Below are 21,080 nucleotides of genomic sequence, written 5' to 3'. Positions count from 1 at the left end.
GTCGGGGTTCACAGCTGCTCCTCGATCAGGGCGAAGAGTTCGTCGTCGGACGCCGAGTCCAGTCGCTCGGCGACCGTGGCATCCACCAGCCCGTCACCTCCCGGCCCGGACCGTGGCCCGCCGACCAGGGCGAGCATCTCCTCCAGCCGCCTGCGGACGATGTCCCGGCGAACGTCGTCCGTCCGCATCCCGCCGAGCGCCGCGGCCACTGCGTCGAGTCCGGTCAGTGCCGCCGCGCCCTCGTCAGCCGCCCCCTCGGCGGCGAGGCGGTCCACGAGGTGCTCGGCCACGGCCGACGGGGTCGGATGGTCGAACACCAGGCTCGGCGCCAACCGCAGGCCGGTCGCCGAGCCCAGCCGGTTGCGCAGTTCGACTGCGGTCAACGAGTCGAATCCGACCTCGCGGAACGGTCTGCCCGGGTCCACGTCCGCCGCTTCCCGCAGGGCGAGCACCCCGGCGACATGGGCGCGTACCAGATCCAGCAGTTGCCGGACCTGGGCCTGCGCGTCCTTCCCGGCCAGTTGCCCGCGCAGCTCGTCCGCCTCCTGCGGCGCGGCGACGGCGGGCACGGGCGCACCGCCGGCGGCGCCCGACGAGGCCGCGCGACGGAGCGGGGCCGCCGGCACCAGACCCCGCAGCAGGACCGGGACGGCGCCCGGTCCGTTGGCGGCCCACTCCCGGCGCAGCGCCGCCGGGTCCAGCCGGGCCGGTACGAGCACCGGTTCGTCCCGGGCCAGGCCGAGCGCTAGGTCGAACAGCGCGAGGCCCTCCTCGCCGGTCATCGGGGCGATGCCGGAGCGCCGCATCCGCCGCAGGTCCTGCTCGCCCAGGTGGCCCGTCATGTCGCTGGCCAGTCCCCAAAGACCCCAGGCGAGGGAGACGCCGGGCAGGCCCCGGGCCCGCCGCTGCTGCGCCAGGGCGTCCAGGAAGGTGTTCGCCGCCGCGTAGTTGGCCTGGCCGGGCCGGCCCAGGATCCCCGCCGCCCCGGAGAACAGCACGAACGCGGCCAGCGGCAGCCCCGCGGTCAGTTCGTGCAGGTGCAGTGCCGCGTCCACCTTCGGCCGGAGCACCGCGTCGACCCGCTCGGGGGTGAGCGCCTGCACCGCCCCGTCGTCGAGTACGCCGGCCACGTGCACCACGGCGGTCAGCGGATGCTCGGCGGGGATGCCGCCCAGGACGCCGGCCAGCGCGGCGCGATCCGTGGTGTCGCAGGCGGCCAGCGTCACGTGGGCGCCGAGCCCGGTCAGCTCCTCGGTCAGCCGGCCGGCATCGGGGGCGTCCGGACCGCTGCGACTGACCAGCAGCAGCCGGCGCACACCACGGGTGGTCACCAGGTGCCGGGCGAGCAGCCCGCCGAGCGTGCCGGTCGCGCCGGTGAGCAGGACCGTGCCGTCGGGGTCCAGGACGGCCCCCGGTTCGGGTTCCGCCTGCTCCGGCTCGGGTACTGGCCGCACCGGCTCGATCTCGGGCAGCAGGACCTGACCGGCCCGCACCGCCAGTTGGGGCGCGTCCATGGCGAGGGCCGACGGCAGCGCCGCGAGCGAGCTGTCGTCCGCGTCGACGTCCACCAGCACGAAGCGGTCCGGGTGCTCCGACTGGGCCGACCGCAGCAGTCCCCACAGTCCCGCGTGGACGAGGCCCGGCACGTCCTCGTCCGGCCCGGCGGCCACGGCCCGTTCGGTGACCACCACGAGCCTGGCCGCGATGAACCGCTCGTCGGCCAGCCAGCGTTGCAGCAGATCCAGCCCGGCCCGGGTCGCCGCCCGGACGGCCCCGGCCCGGGCGTCGCCCACCGCGCCGTCGCCCACCGCGCCGTCGTCGGGCGACGGGCCGGCGGCCAGCGAACTGTCGGCGCTCCAGCCGGCAGTCCTGCGGAAGTCGGCGAGGACGACGGCGGGCAGTTCCTCGCCCGCGTCCAGGGCCGCCCGCAGCGAGTCCACGTCGGTGTGCACGTCGACGGTGGCGACCGGCCAGCGGTGCGGCCCGGCGGCCCCGTCCGCCTCGGCACCGTTCGGGGCCACGACCGCCCACCGCCGGTCGGCTGCCCCGGCAACGGCGGCCTGCCGTCGCCAGCCGACCCGGTACAACGCCCCGGCTCCGGCATCGGCGGGCGGCCCGAGGCGTTCCCGGACGAGCGGGCGCAGGGCCAGGGCGTCCAACGAGAGGACCGGAGCACCGGCCGGGTCCACCGCGTGCAGGCAGACGGCCGAGTCACCGGACCGGCCGATGCGAACCCGCAGAGTGTCGGCGCCGGTGGCGTGGAGCACGACGCCCTGCCAGGCGAAGGGCAGCAGCACACTGCCCTCGGGGACGCCGACGAGGTCGCCCGCCAACCACCCCTGCAAGGCGGCGTCGAGCAGTGCGGGATGCAGCCCGAAGCGAATGGCCTCCGCGCTGACCCGGTCGGGCAGCCGCACCTCGGCGAACACCTCGCCGTCCCCCCGCCAGACCCCCTGGAGCCCGGCGAACGCCTCCCCGTACTCGTAGCCCAGCGCCGCGAACCGCTCATACAGGTCGGCCACGTCGACCGGCTCCGTGCCCGAAGGTGGCCAGGCGTCGGTGTGCCAGGGCGCAGCCGGTGCGGGCCGCGACCGCGCGGCCAGGACGCCCACCGCGTGCCGCGTCCAGGCGGACTCCGCCGGCGCCGCATCGTCCCGGGAGAACACGCTCACCGCGCGGCGGTCGGATCCGTCGCCGGGGTCGTCCACGAGCACCTGGAGCCGCACCCCGCCCCTGGCCTGCACCACCAGGGGAGCCTCCAGCCGCAGCTCCTCGACCTCCGGACAGCCAGCCGCAGCGGCGGCGTGCAGGGCGAGTTCCACGAAGGCCGTACCGGGCAGCAGCACGGTGCCGGACACGGCATGGTCGGTCAGCCAGGCGTGCGAGGCGAGCGACAGATGCCCGGCCAGAAGCAGGCTCCTGGAGCCGCCGACCGACAGCGCACCCCCGAGCAGGGGATGGTCCTCCCACTCCATGCCGAACCGGGCCGCCGCGGCCGTCCCGACGCCAGCGGGCGAGGTCTGGGCCCAGTAGTGGCGTCGTTGGAACGGATACGTCGGCAAATCCACCAACCGTGCCCCCGCCCCCGCGAACACACCCTTCCAATCCACACTCATCCCACCAACAAACGCCTCACCCACAGACGTCAAAAACCGGCCCCACCCACCATCACCACGCCGCAACGACCCCACCACCACCGGCCGCACACCCGCATCCACCACCCCCACCGACTCCAACACCCCACCCACCAACACCGGATGCCCCGAACACTCCACAAACCCCGAAAACCCATCCCCGACAAGCCGCCCCACCACATCCGAAAACAACACCCGCTCACGCAAATTCCGATACCAATACCCACCATCCAAACCCACCCCATCCACCACACCACCCACCACCGACGAATAAAACGGCACCACCCCCCGCCCCGGACACAAACCATCCAACAACCCCGACAGCGTCCCCTCCACCGCCTCCACATGCGCCGAATGCGACGCATAATCCACCGCCACCCGCCGCACCCACACCCCATCCCGCTCACACTCACCAACAAACCCCACAGCAGCATCCACATCCCCCGACACCACCGTCAACGACGGACCATTCACCGCCGCCACACCCAACCGACCACCCCACCCCGACAGTCGCTCCAGCACAACCGCCACCGGCAACCCCACCGACACCATCGCACCACCACCAGCCAACACCTCACCAATCACCCGCGACCGAACCGCCACCACCCGCGCACCATCGGCCACACTCAACACACCCGCCACCACCGCCGCAGCAACCTCACCCTGCGAATGACCCACCACCGCATCCGGCACCACACCCACCGACATCCACAACCGCGCCAAAGACACCATCACCGCCCACGACACCGGCTGCACCACATCAACCCGACCCCACACCCCCTCACCCATCCCACCGCGGACCACCTCCAACAAATCCCAATCCACAAACCCCGACAAAGCCCGCCCACACTCCACCATCGACTCCGCGAAGACCTCCGACTCATCCAACAGAGCGGCCCCCATACCCACCCACTGCCAACCCTGACCCGGAAACACAAACACCACCCGACCACCACCAGCCGCAACACCCGACGCCACCGAACCCACCACCACCGAACCCGAACTCACCGCCCCAGAAACCACCCCATCCAAACCCGCCACCACCTCCGCGACACCCCCACCCAACACCACCGCCCGATGCTCAAACACCGACCGCGACGACACCAACGACCAACCCACATCCACCAAACCCACACCATCGGAAAGACCCACACACATTTCACGCAACCGACCCGCATAAGCCCGCAACGCCCCCACCGAACGAGCCGACACCACCACCGGAACCACCGACAAGCTCCTGCCGACACCACCCCCGCCGCCATCAACGACACCGGAATCGGAATCGGCAGGATCGTCGAACTCCGGGGCCTGCTCCAAAATCAGATGCGCATTCGTCCCCGACACCCCAAACGCCGACACACCCGCACGACGCACCCGACCCACCACAGGCCAACCCCGCACCTGCGTCACCAACTCCACCCCACCCGACGACCAATCCACCAACGGCGACGGCACATCCACATGCAACGTCGCCGGCACCACCCCCGCCCGCAACGCCATCACCATCTTGATCACACCCGCCACACCCGCAGCCGCCTGCGTATGACCAATATTCGACTTCACCGAACCCAACAACAACGCCCCACCCACACGACCCCGCCCATACGACCCCAACAACGCCTCAGCCTCAATCGGATCACCCAACCGAGTCCCCGTCCCATGCCCCTCCACCACATCCACATCCGACACACCCAAACCCGCCGCCACCAACGCCGCACCAATCACCCGACGCTGCGCCACCCCCGACGGCGCCGTCAAACCATTCGACCCACCATCCTGATTCACCGCAGAACCCCGCACCACCGCCAACACCCGATGACCACGCTCCCGCGCCACCGACAACCGCTCCAACACCACCACCCCCGCACCCTCCGCCCACCCCGTCCCATCCGCACCACCCGCAAACGCCCGACACCGCCCATCACCCGACAACCCACCCTGCCGAGAAAACTCCACAAACAACCCCGGCGCCGCAATCACCGTCACCCCACCCGCCAACGCCACATCACACTCACCCAACCGCAACCCCTGACACGCCAAATGCAACGCCACCAACGACGACGAACACGCCGTATCAACCGAAATCGACGGACCCTCCAACCCCAACACATACGAAACACGACCCGACGCGACGCTCACCGACTTGCCGGTGAGCAGATAGCCCTCGAGTTCCTGCGGAGCCTCGTGCAGACGGGCGGCATACTCCTGGTGGGTCAGGCCGGAGTACACGCCGGTCCGGCTACCCCGCAGACCCGCTGGATCGATTCCCGCACGCTCCAACGCCTCCCATGACGTCTCCAACAAGAGGCGCTGCTGCGGATCCATCGCCATCGCCTCACGCGGCGACACACCAAAGAACTCCGCATCGAACATCCCCGCGTCATACACAAACCCCCCCTCCCGTGCGTACGACTTCCCCGCGGCTCCCGGCACCGGATCAAAGAAGGAGTCCACGTCCCAGCCCCGGTCGTCGGGGGCCGGGCCGATGACGTCAGCACCGGCCAGCAGGAGGTCCCAGAGCTTCTCGGGAGTGTCGGCTCCGCCGGGGTAGCGGCAGGCCATGCCGACGATGGCAATAGGCTCGTCGACGGGCACGGCTGCGGCAGTCACCGGGACTTCCTCGGCAGAAGCGCCGACGAGGACGCCCTCCAGGAACTTCGCCAACGTGGACGGAGTGGGGTGGTCGAAGACCACCGTCGGAGGCAGACTCAGACCGGTCGTGCTGTTGAGGTGGTTGCGCAGTTCGAGCGCCGTGAGCGAGTCGAAGCCGGCGTCCTTGAAGGCCCGGGTGGGCGCGACCGCATCCACCGTCTCGTGCCTCAGGACCGCGGCCGCCGCCGCCCGCACCGTTTCGAGGAGGACCCGCTGCCGTTCCGCGTCGGGCATCCCCGCCACCCGCTGCGCAAGGCCGGCGCTCGGCGACTCGGTGTCCACCTTCCGGGCATCGAGCGCGCTCCTGGCCTCGGGCACCCCATCGAAGAGCCGCCCCAAGCGCAGGTCTGCGAGACGCGGAGCGAAAGCCGCCCAGTCGACGTCGGCGACGGTGACAGACACGTCATCGCGGTCGAGGGCCTGCTGCAGAGCGGCGATGCCGCGTTCCGGGTCCAAGGCCGTGATGCCACGGCGGTTCAGGTTCTGCTCGCCGATCCCCTCCGCCATGCCACCACCGCCCCACAATCCCCAAGCTATGGAGGTGGCGGGAAGACCTGCGGCACGACGCTGCTCCGCCAGCGCGTCCAGCGACGCGTTCGCCGCCGCGTACGCCGCCTGGCCGCCGTTGCCCCAGACTCCGGTAACCGATGAGAAGAGGACGAAGGCGTCCAGCTCCTGGTGCTGGGTGAGTTCGTCGAGCAGCAGCGCGGCAGCGGTCTTCGGACGGAAGACCTCGTCGATGTGTTCGGCGGCGAGCGTGTCGATCACACCGTCGTGCAGGACTCCGGCGGCGTGGAAGACCGCAGTGGGCGGATGCGCCGCCAGGACGTCGGTCAACGCAGCCCGGTCCGCCACATCGCAGGCGGCCATGGTCACCTCGACACCGAGCGCGCGAAGATCAGCTTCCAGCTCGGCCGCCCCCGGGGCGTCGGCACCCCGACGACTGGTGAGAACGAGGTGTTCGGCACCGTTGCGAGCGAGCCACCGGGCCACCCGGCCACCCAGACTCCCCGTACCTCCGGTCACCAGGATGTTCCCGCGAGGGCGCCATTCCCGGCGCACAGTGCCCGCCGCGCGCGTCACCCGACGCCCGTAGATCCCCGAACCGCGTACCGCGATCTGGTCCTCGCCGTCCGCTCCGGCGAGGGCGTTGGCGAGCTGGTCCAGCATCCGGGCATTCGGTACGGACGGAAGGTCGACCAGGCCGCCCCAGCGGTCCGGCAGTTCCAGGGCGGCCACCCGCCCGAACGCCCACACCTGCGCACCGAACATGTCCGGCGCCTCCTGGGGCACCACAGCCACCGCCCCCTGCGTGACGCTCCACAAAGGAGTTTCGGCTCCCGCGTCACCGATGGCCTGCACCAGCGCCAGCGACGAGACCACGCCCATCCCGATGGAGGGGTGTTGGGGATGCGCGTCGTGCACAAGCCCGAGAAGAGACACGACGCCCGACAGCGGCGTAGACCCAGCCGTCGTGGTGGCGAGCAGTTCGGCGATCCGGGCGCGGCCCGCGAGCGGGTCCACGGCCAGCAACTCGACCTCGGCACCCCTGCGAACGAGCGCCGCTGTGATGTCTGCGGCAAGCTCCGAATCGGCGGTCCCCGGGTCGGCGATGAGTAGCCAGCGGTTGGTGAGGGGTCGGGGGTCGTCGGTCGGCAGCGGTTTCCAGGTGATCCGATACCGCAGACCACCCACCGGGTCGGCGGTGGTGGTGTCGCCCGCGGCGGGGCTGGCGGCGGGGTTGGTGGGCGTCGGTGCCCAGTAGTGGCGTCGTTGGAACGGATACGTCGGCAAATCCACCAACCGTGCCCCCGCCCCCGCGAACACACCCTTCCAATCCACACTCATCCCACCAACAAACGCCTCACCCACAGACGTCAAAAACCGGCCCCACCCACCATCACCACGCCGCAACGACCCCACCACCACCGGCCGCGCACCCGCATCCACCACCCCCACCGACTCCAACACCCCACCCACCAACACCGGATGCCCCGAACACTCCACAAACCCCGAAAACCCATCCCCGACAAGCCGCCCCACCACATCCGAAAACAACACCCGCTCACGCAAATTCCGATACCAATACCCACCATCCAAACCCACCCCATCCACCACACCACCCACCACCGACGAATAAAACGGCACCACCCCCCGCCCCGGACACAAACCATCCAACAACCCCGACAGCGTCCCCTCCACCGCCTCCACATGCGCCGAATGCGACGCATAATCCACCGCCACCCGCCGCACCCACACCCCATCCCGCTCACACTCACCAACAAACCCCACAGCAGCATCCACATCCCCCGACACCACCGTCAACGACGGACCATTCACCGCCGCCACACCCAACCGACCACCCCACCCCGACAGTCGCTCCAGCACAACCGCCACCGGCAACCCCACCGACACCATCGCACCACCACCAGCCAACACCTCACCAATCACCCGCGACCGAACCGCCACCACCCGCGCACCATCGGCCACACTCAACACACCCGCCACCACCGCCGCAGCAACCTCACCCTGCGAATGACCCACCACCGCATCCGGCACCACACCCACCGACATCCACAACCGCGCCAAAGACACCATCACCGCCCACGACACCGGCTGCACCACATCAACCCGACCCCACACCCCCTCACCCATCCCACCGCGGACCACCTCCAACAAATCCCAATCCACAAACCCCGACAAAGCCCGCCCACACTCCACCATCGACTCCGCGAAGACCTCCGACTCATCCAACAGAGCGGCCCCCATACCCACCCACTGCCAACCCTGACCCGGAAACACAAACACCACCCGACCACCACCAGCCGCAACACCCGACGCCACCGAACCCACCACCACCGAACCCGAACTCACCGCCCCAGAAACCACCCCATCCAAACCCGCCACCACCTCCGCGACACCCCCACCCAACACCACCGCCCGATGCTCAAACACCGACCGCGACGACACCAACGACCAACCCACATCCACCAGACCCACACCATCGGAGCCACCATCGTCAGACAACCCCACACACACCTCACGCAACCGACCCGCATAAGCCCGCAACGCCCCCACCGAACGAGCCGACACCACCACCGGAACCACCGACAAGCTCCTGCCCACACCACCCCCGCCGCCATCAACGACACCGGCGCCAGCACCGGAATCGGCATCGGCATCGGCATCGGCATCGGCATCGGCATCAACTGGATCGTCGAACTCCGGGGCCTGCTCCAAAATCAGATGCGCATTCGTCCCCGACACCCCAAACGCCGACACACCCGCACGACGCACCCGACCCACCACAGGCCAACCCCGCACCTGCGTCACCAACTCCACCCCACCCGACGACCAATCCACCAACGGCGACGGCACATCCACATGCAACGTCGCCGGCACCACCCCCGCCCGCAACGCCATCACCATCTTGATCACACCCGCCACACCCGCAGCCGCCTGCGTATGACCAATATTCGACTTCACCGAACCCAACAACAACGCCCCACCCACACGACCCCGCCCATACGACCCCAACAACGCCTCAGCCTCAATCGGATCACCCAACCGAGTCCCCGTCCCATGCCCCTCCACCACATCCACATCCGACACACCCAAACCCGCCGCCACCAACGCCGCACCAATCACCCGACGCTGCGCCACCCCCGACGGCGCCGTCAAACCATTCGACCCACCATCCTGATTCACCGCAGAACCCCGCACCACCGCCAACACCCGATGACCACGCTCCCGCGCCACCGACAACCGCTCCAACACCACCACCCCCGCACCCTCCGCCCACCCCGTCCCATCCGCACCACCCGCAAACGCCCGACACCGCCCATCACCCGACAACCCACCCTGCCGAGAAAACTCCACAAACAACCCCGGCGCCGCAATCACCGTCACCCCACCCGCCAACGCCACATCACACTCACCCAACCGCAACCCCTGACACGCCAAATGCAACGCCACCAACGACGACGAACACGCCGTATCAACCGAAATCGACGGACCCTCCAACCCCAACACATACGAAACACGACCCGACACCACACTCGGCGACGTCCCCGTCAACAAATAACCCTCAAACCCACCACCCGACTCCACCAACCGCGGCCCATACTCCTGACCCATCACCCCCACATACACACCCGTCCGCGAACCCCGCAACCCCAACGGATCAATCCCCGCACGCTCCAACGCCTCCCACGACACCTCCAAAAACAACCGCTGCTGCGGATCCATCGCCACCGCCTCACGCGGCGACACACCAAAGAACTCCGCATCAAACATCCCCGCGTCATACACAAACCCCCCCTCCCGCACATACGACTTCCCCACCACACCCCGCACCGGATCAAACAACCCCTCCACATCCCAACCCCGATCCACCGGAAACCCCGACACCGCATCCCCACCCCCCAACACCAAATCCCACAAACCCTCCGCAGACACCACCCCACCCGGAAAACGACAACCCATCCCCACCACCACCACCGGATCATCCACAGCAGCAATGGAGGTGACCTGCCGGACGTTCTCCGGTTGCCGGCCCTGAATTTCTTCCTGCAGTTTCCGGGCAGCGGCCATCGGGGTGGGATGGTTGTATACAAGCGAGGCGGGAACCCGCAGCCCAGTGCCGCGTTGCAGGTGGTTACAGAGCTCGACGGCCGTGACCGATTCGAATCCATGCTCCTTGAACGTGCGCTCCGGATCGACCGCCTGCGCCGAGTCGAGGCCCAGAACGACGGCGGTGCTGGCGCGAACGGTCGCCAGGAGTCGGTTCAGTTGCTCGGGCTCGGCCAACGTCAGAAGCTCGGCCCGAATCCCTGGCTCGGATTCGGCTGGTTCGTTCTCCGCCTCCGCGTGATCATCGAGGACCGGAGCTGGCGCGCCGTCAGTGTTCGGTGCCCAGTAGTGGCGTCGTTGGAACGGATACGTCGGCAAATCCACCAACCGTGCCCCCGCCCCCGCGAACACACCCTTCCAATCCACGCTCATCCCACCAACAAACGCCTCACCCACAGACGTCAAAAACCGGCCCCACCCACCATCACCACGCCGCAACGACCCCACCACCACCGGCCGCGCACCCGCATCCACCACCCCCACCGACTCCAACACCCCACCCACCAACACCGGATGCCCCGAACACTCCACAAACCCCGAAAACCCATCCCCGACAAGCCGCCCCACCACATCCGAAAACAACACCCGCTCACGCAAATTCCGATACCAATACCCACCATCCAAACCCACCCCATCCACCACACCACCCACCACCGACGAATAAAACGGCACCACCCCCCGCCCCGGACACAAACCATCCAACAACCCCGACAGCGTCCCCTCCACCGCCTCCACATGCGCCGAATGCGACGCATAATCCACCGCCACCCGCCGCACCCACACCCCATCCCGCTCACACTCACCAACAAACCCCACAGCAGCATCCACATCCCCCGACACCACCGTCAACGACGGACCATTCACCGCCGCCACACCCAACCGACCACCCCACCCCGACAGTCGCTCCAGCACAACCGCCACCGGCAACCCCACCGACACCATCGCACCACCACCAGCCAACACCTCACCAATCACCCGCGACCGAACCGCCACCACCCGCGCACCATCGGCCACACTCAACACACCCGCCACCACCGCCGCAGCAACCTCACCCTGCGAATGACCCACCACCGCATCCGGCACCACACCCACCGACATCCACAACCGCGCCAAAGACACCATCACCGCCCACGACACCGGCTGCACCACATCAACCCGACCCCACACCCCCTCACCCATCCCACCGCGGACCACCTCCAACAAATCCCAATCCACAAACCCCGACAAAGCCCGCCCACACTCCACCATCGACTCCGCGAAGACCTCCGACTCATCCAACAGAGCGGCCCCCATACCCACCCACTGCCAACCCTGACCCGGAAACACAAACACCACCCGACCACCACCAGCCGCAACACCCGACGCCACCGAACCCACCACCACCGAACCCGAACTCACCGCCCCAGAAACCACCCCATCCAAACCCGCCACCACCTCCTCCACACCCCCACCCAACACCACCGCCCGATGCTCAAACACCGACCGCGACGACACCAACGACCAACCCACATCCACCAAACCCACACCATCGGAGCCACCATCGTCAGACAACCCCACACACACCTCACGCAACCGACCCGCATAAGCCCGCAACGCCCCCACCGAACGAGCCGACACCACCACCGGAACCACCCGAACCGAACCGACGCCGGAATCGGTAACAGTCGTTTCCTCAGCCGCCACCGGAGCCTGCTCGAGAATCAGATGCGCATTCGTGCCGCCCATGCCGAAGGAACTCACTCCGGCGACACGCGGGCGGCCCGTCCCGTCACCCGGCCACGGCTGCAGTTCCGTCTGAACCCGGAGGTTCAGCTCGTCGAGGTGGATGTCCGGGTTCGGCGTACGGAAGTTGAGGCTCGGCGCCAGCACCCCCTCACGTACGCACAGCACCGCCTTCAGCAGGCCCGTGATGCCGGCCGCCCCCTCCAGGTGGCCGACGTTGGTCTTGACCGATCCGACCGCGAGTGGGTTGTCGCAGCCGCGGGCGGCACCCAGCACCGCCCCGAGGGCCGCCGCCTCGACGGGGTCGCCGGCCTTCGTCCCGGTGCCGTGCAGCTCGACGTAGTCGACGTGTTCGGGGGCCACCCCCGCCCGCTCGTACGCCCGGCGCAGCAGTGCCTCCTGCGCCTCCCGGTCGGGATGGGTGAGGCTGGGGCCACCGCCGTCGTTGTTGACGGCACAGCCCCGGATGACGCAATGCACCTGGTCGCCGTCCTCGACCGCGCGGATCAGCGGCTTGAGGACCATGGCCACGCCACCCTCGCCACGGACGTAGCCGTTGGCCCGGGCGTCGAAGGTGAAGCAACGCCCGTCAGGGGAGAGTGCCCCCATGCGCGCCATGGCGGCGGTGCTCTCCTCGGCCAGGATGAGGCTCACCCCGCCGACGACGGCGACCGCGCTCTCGCCCCGCAGCAGGCTTTCGCACGCCAGGTGGACGGCGACCAGGGACGACGACTGCGCGGAGTCCACGGTGAAGCTGGGGCCGCGCAGACCCAGCAGGTACGAGAGGCGGTTGGCCGCGAGGCTGCGATTCAGGCCTGTCGCGGTGTGTCCGCTGATGGCCGTGCCGGAGCGGCGCAGCAGGGTGGCGTAGTCGTCGGCGGTGAGCCCCACGAAGACGCCAGTGTCGGAGCCCTTCAGGTCGGCGGGCCGGATGCGGGCGTTCTCCAGTGCCTCCCAGCCGAGTTCGAGCATCAGGCGCTGTTGCGGGTCGATCGCGGCGGCCTGGCGCGGGGACATGCCGAAGAACGCGGCGTCGGATTCTCCCTTCCCATCGATCACCGCCCGCCAACCGCCGTCGGGCTGGCGGTCGACCGCGCTCCGCCCGCTGCACAGCAGGTCCCAGAATTCCTCGATGCTCGGCGCGCCGGGAAGCCGGCAGGACATCCCGATGACGGCGATATCGCGGTGGCGCAACACGTCACTCTGCACGGTCATGAGGTCTCCTGGGTCGAAGAACGATGCTGGGAAAGCCCATCCGCGGTCCGGCGGGGACGGCTGCGCTGCGCTGCACGCGTCTGCGCCCACAACTCGCATCGTCCCGGCGGGCGCTTGCAGCGACGGCGGCCGGTGGTTTTCGACTTCACCAGGCCATGTCAGCTCCGGGCCGGCCGAGCCAATGAACTGCTGATCCGTTCGTCACCTGATCCGGCGCCCAGGCCGGGTCACCACGTCACCGGAAGGGACACGAGGCTGCGTACCATCATTCCCTTGTTCCATTCAAGTTCGTTTTCCTCGACGGCCAGGCGGAGACCGGGAAGCCGCCTGGCCAAGGCGCCGATGGCGGCCTGTATTTCCAGCCTGGCCAGTGACGCCCCGATGCAGTAATGGGGCCCGTGCCCGAAGGCGATGTGCGGATTCGGGTCGCGGTCGAGCACGACGTCGGCGGCATTCGCGAAGACGTCGTCGTCCTGATTGGCGGACGCCAGCGAGAAGACGACGGCGTCGCCGGCCCGGATGGTCGTCCCGTTGAGTTCCAGGTCCTCGGTGGCGATGCGGGTGGGGCCGACCGAGGCCCAGAGCGGGGCCACCCGCAGCAGTTCCTCGACTGCCGTGGGGATCAGCTCCGGACGGGCATGGAGTTGCTCGTACCTGGTCCGGTCGCGCAGCAGGAGGAAGATCTGCGAGGCGATCTGGCTGGCGGTCGTCTCGTGGCCGCCGACGAGCAGGCCGCCGGTGAGCATGACGAGTTCGTCCTCGGTCAGCCGATCGCCGTCGTCCCGCGCCTCGACCAGGGCGCCGAGGAGGTCGTCGGTGCGGTGGGCACGACGCTGCGCGAGGAGGCCGCCGAGGTACTCGACGAAGTCCTCTACCGCGCGGTCGACCTGGTCGGCCGTGTATCGGGTGGAGGACATCAGGGCATCGCTGAAGGCACGGAACAGGTGCTGCTCGTCGTACCCGATGCCCATCATCTCGCAGATGATCATCACCGGCAGGGGAAGCGCGAGCTGCTGCACGAGGTCGGCCGGCGGCCCGGTCTCGACCACGTCGTCGAGAAGCTTGTCGGCGAGCTGGACGACGCGCGGGGCGATGTCCCGTACGCGCTTCGGCGTGAACGCCGTGGCGACGAGCCTGCGCAGTCGGGCGTGCGCGTCGGGGGGAAGACCCATCAGACCGTCGGGTTCCTGGAGACGGGGGGAGGCGCGCGGCACGTCCCGCCCGGCTCCGGCCGCAATGCTGAGTCGGGGGTCAGAGAGGGCCTTCTTGGCGTCGGCGTGCCGGGTGACCAGCCAGGCGTCCCCGCCGTAGGGCATGCGGACGCGGGCGACCGGCTCTTTCGAGCGCAGTTCGCCGTACGTGGGATCGATATTCAGGTCGGTACGGTCACTGAAGGGGTAGAACCTGCAGGACCCGGCCGTTACTGGGTGCTCCATGGCAGCTCTCTTCCAGGCAGGGTGCGGTTCCGCATTGATCAGGGATGCGGTTTTGCATTGATCTTGGCAACGCCCCCCTCGAACAGCACGCCCCTTTCGTCGATTCAGCCAACACCGATCGATGATCATTGTCACGAATCCGTAGAAGACTATGTCAAGTCTCGATATAGAACCGCCCCGACCGTCGACAAAAATGACCGCAATCAACTGATAAAACGGGTGCTCCGAGCGTTGCAGACAGCACTATGTCAGGTCCGGCCTTGCGGCCGTCACGATTCGGACCGAAGATTACGACGCCCCGGAGAAGCGCAGGGCCCGCCCTGCCCGCCGCCACAGCGCTGACTCGCCGCCCAGCACAACCGTCAATGCCGGCGAGGCGACCGAGCTGGCCACAGGTGACAGCGCCAGCCCGGAAGATCCCTTCCCCGACCGGACGCCCTCGCGAACCAAGGTTCTCTTTCCCTTCGGCCCGACGGCCGAGACCACCGAGGAGATGAGCACACCATGACGCAGACCCCGAACGCCCCGGCGGGACCGATCGACCTGCCGAAGGGCGCCGACGCCCAGGGGCTGCTGGACTGGTTCGCGTACATGCGGAAGAACTGGCCCGTCTCCTGGGACGAGACCCGTCAGGCCTGGCACGTGTTCTCCTACCGGGACTACCAGACCGTGACCACCAACCCGCTGATCTTCTCGTCGGACTTCACCTCGGTCTTTCCCGTACCGTCGGAGCTGGCCCTGCTGATGGGCCCCGGCACCATCGGCGGCATCGACCCGCCGCGGCACGCGCCGCTGCGCAAGCTGGTGAGCCAGGCGTTCACCCCCCGCCGGATCGCCCAGCTCGAGCTGCGGATCGGGGAGATCACCGCCGACGTGCTCGACCAGGTACGCGACCAGGACCGGATCGACATCGCCAGCGACCTCGCGTACCCGCTGCCGGTGACGGTCATCGCCGAGCTGCTCGGCATTCCCACCAAGGACCACGAGAAGTTCCGCGAGTGGGTGGACATCATCCTCAGCAACGAAGGGCTGGAGTATCCCAACCTCCCGGACGACTTCACCGAGACGGTGGGCCCCGCCATCGAGGAGTGGTCCGAATTCCTGTACGCCCAGATCGCCCAGAAGCGCGCCGAACCGAAGGACGACCTGATCAGCGGCCTCTGTGCGGCGGAGGTCGACGGGCGCAAGCTGACCGACGAGGAAGTCGTCAACATCGTCGCGCTGCTGCTCACCGCCGGGCACATCTCCAGCGCCACGCTGCTCAGCAACCTGTTCCTGGTGCTGGAGGAGCACCCGCAGGCACAGGCCGCGGTCCGCGCCGACCGCAGCCTCGTGCCGGGCGTGATCGAGGAGACGCTGCGCTACCGGTCCCCGTTCAACTGCATCTTCCGGATCCTGAACGAGGACACCGACATCTTCGGCCACCCCATGCGCAAGGGCCAGATGGTGATCGCCTGGATCGCCTCCGCGAACCGCGACACCGAGGTGTTCACGGACCCGGACGCCTTCGACATCCGACGCGAGTCGAACAAGCACCTGGCGTTCGGCCACGGCATCCACCACTGCCTGGGCGCGTTCCTGGCCAGGCTGGAGGCGAAGGTCTTCCTCAACCAGACGCTCGACCAGTTCACCGAGTTCCGGATCGACCACGCCGGGGTCGAGTTCTACGACGCCGACCAGCTCACCGCGCGACGCCTCCCCGTCCAGGTGGTACGCGACGGACGGCACCCGAAGTGAGACGTCGCGCTGGGTGACCGCCGCCGTGCGCGACATCATGGCCGTCGTCGGCGCGGGGGTGGGGACCGACACCGGAACGTCGAGCAGTCCGAGGAGCGCAGATCACCATGTCCCCGTCCGCCGATCCGTCCGAGCTGTGGCTACGCCGCTACCGGCCCGTCGACGACCCTGCCGTCCGGCTGTTCTGCTTCCCGCACGCCGGGGGCGCGGCCAGCGCGTACCTGCCGTTCGCCCGCCGGCTCGCCGCCGACGTGGACGTGCTGGCGGTCCAGTACCCGGGCCGGCAGGACCGCCGCGGCGAACCCATGACCGAGTCCGTCGACGCCCTGGTGGACGGGCTCCTGCCCGCCCTGCTCGCCTGGGCGGACCGACCGGTGGCCTTCTTCGGTCACAGCATGGGCGCCACGGTGGCCTTCGAGGCCGCCCGCCGGCTCCCACCCGCCGCCGCCGATCGGCTCGTGCACCTCTTCGCCTCCGGCCGCCGTAGCCCGTCCGCCGGGCGACGGGACCGGTTCTACCGGTTCGACGACGAGCTGATCGACGAGATCCGCCGGCTCGAGGGCACCGATTCCAGCCTCCTGGACGACAGAGAACTGCTGGACATGCTCCTCCCCGCCATCCGCAACGACTACCGGGCCGCCGCCGCCTACGAATACCGGCCAGGGCCCAGGCTGCGTTGCCCGGTCACCGTACTCGTCGGGGCCGCCGACCCCCACGTCACCGCCGACGAGGCCGCGGCGTGGGCGGAGGTGACCGCAGCGGCCACGGTGGTCCGCACCTTCCCGGGTGGGCACTTCTACCTCAACCATCAGCTCGACGCTGTGTGCGCCGAGGTCACGACCACCCTCACAGCGGTGTCCACGACCACCCTCACGGCGGTGCCGGGTGCCGAACCCGGCTGAGACCCCCACCGTCCCGGGCCCGCCACGGCACCCCGGGCGGCTCGTCAGGCCCGGCTCGCCCCGGTGGCCACGCCCCGGTGCAGTTCCAGCCGAGCCCCGGTGAAGGTGCTCCGCATCCGCCGGTCGTGCGTCACCACGACCAGCGCTCCGGCGTAGCCCTCCAGCGCCTGTTCCAGCTCCTCCACGAGCAGGGGCGCGAAGTGGTTGGTGGGCTCGTCCAACAGCAGCAGATCGGCCGGGCGGGCGACCAGCCGGGCCAGGTCGATCCGGCGGCGCTGCCCGACGGAGAGCGTCCCGACCGGCATGCGCAGGTCCTCGGGCCGGAACAGACCGCGGGCCAGCAACTCCTCCGCGTACTCCTCGGGGCGCCCCGGCCGACCCGACGCGTACGTCTCCAGCAGAGAGCGCCCGGGCTGCCCGACCGTCACGTCCTGACGCAGGTGGCCGATCCGAGCCGGCAGCCGCACCGTTCCGCCGTCGGGCACGAGTTCCCCGGCGAGCACCCGCATCAGGGTGCTCTTACCCGCGCCGTTGGGTCCGGTCACCAGCAACCGTTCGGCGGGGCCGATGGTCAGCTCGGGCACGTGCAGGCGGCGGCCCACCCGGACGTCGGTCAACTCGACGCGACGGGTATCGGCGTCCGTGGCATCCGGGGCGACCGACGCGGTGAAGCGCAACGGGTCGGCGGGTCGCGGTACCGGATTCTCCCGCAGCCGGCGAAGCCGCTCGTTGGCGTTGCGGGCCTTGCGTGACGTCGCCGTCGACGATGACCGGGAGCGGTGGGCACCGGCCCCGCTGAACGCCGCCGGTCCCTTGCGGGAAATCGACCGGAGCATCGTCCCGGCCCGCTCCGCGAGTTGGGACTGCCGCTCGACCTCGGCCACCCATTCCGCGTACGCGCGCTCCCGGCTCTCCCGGAGGGCGGCCTTGGCCCGCAGGTAGCTGGCATAGCCGTCGCCGTACCGGTGCACGGCCCGGGTGTCGGTGTCGACCTCGAGGATGGTGGGCGTGACCGACTCCAGGAACACCCGGTCGTGAGTGACCACCACGACGGTGCCCCGGTGCGACCGCAGGTGATCCTCCAGCCACTCCACGGCCTCGGTGTCGAGGTCGTTGGTGGGCTCGTCGAGCAGCAGCAGTTCCGGCGCGGCGGCCAGGGTCGCGGCGAGCGCGAGCCGGGACCGTTCCCCGCCGGAGAGCGTGTCGACGTCGCGGTCGCGGTCGAGCTCGGCCAGGCCGAGGCCGTGCAGGGCGGCGTCCACCCGGGCGTCGGCCTGGTAGCCGCCGCGGGCCTCGAACTCGGTGAGCAGCGTGCCGTAGGCGTCCAACTGCTCGGGCGTGGCGGTGGCCAGGTCCGCCTCGGCGGCGCGCAACCGCGCCTCCAGGTCTCGCAGGTCGGCGAGCGTGTGGTCCACCACATCCCGTACGGTGCTGCCGCCGGCCGGCAGCCGAAGCCGCTGGGCGAGATAGCCGATGCCCCCGGGTGCCGAGACGGTCAACTCGCCGTTGTCCGGCGTCTCCAGCCCCGCGACGAGCCGCAGCAGGGTCGACTTCCCGGACCCGTTCTCGCCGATGACGCCGACCCGCTCCCCCGGCTTGACGGTGAGCGAAACGCGGTCCAGGACGACCCGCTCGGCGTAGTGCTTGGTGACCTCGCTCAGGACGAGCTGCGAATGGGCTGGCGGCGGGCTGTTCCGCAAGGGGGCCTCCTGTGTCGGAACTGGCACGTCCGAACGGTCGCGGACTCTCGGAGGGGAGCCATCTTAGGGAGCTCCCCGCATCAATGTCCGATTTCCACCCCAGTCAACCATGTGGTCGGCATACCCACCTGGCTGACCGGCTCGACGCCACCGACCTCCGGCCTGGGTCAGTCAGACGCGGAGAAGAACCACCTACCCGGTCCGTCTGCTCTGCCGGCTCCTCGGCGTCGGCCACAGCGCCTTCTACGACTGGCTGCGCCAGGGACGCCGTCGTGCCCACGAGCGGAACGCCACGACCGGCAGCGCGTCGAGATCACCCAGCAAGCATGGCCAGAGCACCGTGGCATCCACGGAGCCCGACGGCTCGCGGCCGAGCTGCACGAACGCGGGAACCGGTGGAGCCGCAAGTCGGTAGCAAGGCTGATGCGGCTGGCCGGCATCGAAGGCACCCACCGTCGGCGGCGCGGTAAGGGCCGCCGCAAGGCCGCGTCCACCGCGACCGCGCCGGACCTGGTCCAGCGGCAGTTCACCGCGACCGGACCCAACGGCTGCCGAGCACCCACCGAGCACCAGACCCTCGGCACGGAAACGAGAAAGGCCCCGACCCGGGGTGGAACCCCAGGTCAGAGCCTTACTGCTGGTGCGCCGCCAGGGACTCGAACCCCGAACCCGCGGATTAAGAGATTGATCTTGGTCGAGTCGTTTGGTCCAACCGAGGCGCGTGAGTCCATCTGTTCGCGGTCAGCCCCCAGTTTCAGCGGGACGGCGTCCGAATCAGTCCACCATACGCTGGCCCCGTCCATCGCGCCGGAGCACCTACGGAGCACCCCACGAGACGCCACAGGGATGATGACCCGCCAGCCGGCCATCGGGTCACGGTCTGCCCCGTTGCGCAGGGCCGAGCACCCCTGAGGGTCTTGCCGTCGATTGCGATCACGGTGCGGAAACGGCGTGGATCTAACTATATGGTTGCCGTATTGAGTGCTCGTAGGAATGTCAGCTGACGGAGAGTTGTCCCCGTGCCGCCACGGCGGCGACACACTCTGGCCAATCCACCTCGAGCGTTCGCGTGAACGCCTCGTGTACCGCTTCGCGTTCTTGATCCGTCAGCACTTCGCTGAAACCATCGGCGTATGTCACCCGAAAGCACTTGGCCGTGTTGATCAAATGGTGGTAGGCCCGACCACTAATGGTCAGGTACAGTCCCAGGAAGGGCAGATGGAGCAACTCCCCCAGCGCGGACTCCCAGTCCACACCGAGCGTGCTCCAACTGCGACCCTTTTCCCACTCCAGCCACCGCGTCACGTCGCTGAACCAGACAACGCGCTGTTTCGGATGCTCACTTGCATAGAGGTCCACGAATCCGAGCAGGTCAGCTGCATCCCGGGACAGACCATCCCGAAGCTTGGGGGGAATCGTCGGAGGCGCAAGCACGTAGGCCGCCTCTGCCATGTTGACGTTCGGATCCGTGGTCGGCCATGGTAGCCCGAACATCAGCCAGTAGCGGGGGTGGGCAAAGAACCGCTGGGCCTCAGACTCCAACTTGTCCCTCCAAATGTCGACGGTAGGCAAGACCTTACTCTTTCACGTAGCCACGATCTTCACCCCCCTTAGTCTCCACAGCCGGAGATGACCATCAACCTGCACTTCTGACGGCGGGCACGTCAGCATGACCTTGATCGATTCTGGTTCTGAACTCGTCGCCGGGCATCCCATCTGTAGCTGGCGGTACTGCGTACGTGGCCAGGCAGCAACGGCGAGGTTGTCGTACGGCGGCCACCGTACGGTGCCTGGCCAGCTGATTGATGCCACATTCCGCCGCATGTCGCTGCTTGTGGACCGCGGCGTCGGAGGCTGGCGGCCGGCCACCTCGGGAGCCCAACTCGCAGCGGTTCGCAACTCGGTCGGCCTTGATTGGGGTCGTGGCCGAGATACTTCGCCTCTCATGGC

General features: G+C 68.9%; 6 protein-coding genes. 2 read left to right on the top strand and 4 right to left on the bottom strand.

The window, feature by feature from the left end; translation table 11 throughout:
- Positions 1–8: 8 nt before the first annotated feature.
- Both O7633_RS26110 and O7633_RS26105 read right to left on the bottom strand, forming a co-directional pair.
- Entirely contained in the window at positions 9–13,355 is a 13,347-nt protein-coding gene (locus O7633_RS26110; RefSeq protein WP_282324283.1) for a type I polyketide synthase, read from the bottom strand.
- Positions 13,356–13,582: 227 nt separating this feature from the next.
- Positions 13,583–14,791 (bottom strand): cytochrome P450, encoded by a 1,209-nt coding sequence (locus tag O7633_RS26105; RefSeq protein ID WP_282324282.1) that lies wholly within the window; start codon positions 14,789–14,791, stop codon positions 13,583–13,585.
- 504 nt (positions 14,792–15,295) lie between these two features.
- On the opposite strand from O7633_RS26105, the gene O7633_RS26100 reads away from it, so the two are divergent.
- Both O7633_RS26100 and O7633_RS26095 read left to right on the top strand, forming a co-directional pair.
- The gene (locus O7633_RS26100) at positions 15,296–16,528 is read left to right on the top strand and encodes a cytochrome P450 (RefSeq protein WP_282324281.1); all 1,233 of its coding nucleotides are present in this window, start codon (positions 15,296–15,298) and stop codon (positions 16,526–16,528) included.
- A 107-nt stretch (positions 16,529–16,635) separates the two neighbouring features.
- Positions 16,636–17,430: an alpha/beta fold hydrolase gene (locus O7633_RS26095; protein ID WP_282324280.1), complete on the top strand. Its 795-nt coding sequence runs from the start codon at positions 16,636–16,638 to the stop codon at positions 17,428–17,430.
- A 44-nt stretch (positions 17,431–17,474) separates the two neighbouring features.
- Here O7633_RS26095 and abc-f read toward each other — a convergent pair whose 3' ends face one another.
- Positions 17,475–19,130 carry a ribosomal protection-like ABC-F family protein gene (gene abc-f, locus O7633_RS26090; RefSeq protein ID WP_282324279.1) on the bottom strand — a complete coding sequence of 552 codons (1,656 nt, stop codon included), beginning with the start codon at positions 19,128–19,130 and terminating at the stop codon, positions 17,475–17,477.
- 996 nt (positions 19,131–20,126) lie between these two features.
- Positions 20,127–20,672 (bottom strand): hypothetical protein, encoded by a 546-nt coding sequence (locus O7633_RS26085; RefSeq protein ID WP_282324278.1) that lies wholly within the window; start codon positions 20,670–20,672, stop codon positions 20,127–20,129.
- Positions 20,673–21,080: the final 408 nt, after the last annotated feature.

The organism is Micromonospora sp. WMMD712, from assembly GCF_029581295.1.
In the GTDB taxonomy this organism is placed as follows: Bacteria; Actinomycetota; Actinomycetes; order Mycobacteriales; family Micromonosporaceae; genus Micromonospora; species Micromonospora carbonacea.
This window is presented reverse-complemented; position numbering and strand designations above follow the sequence as displayed.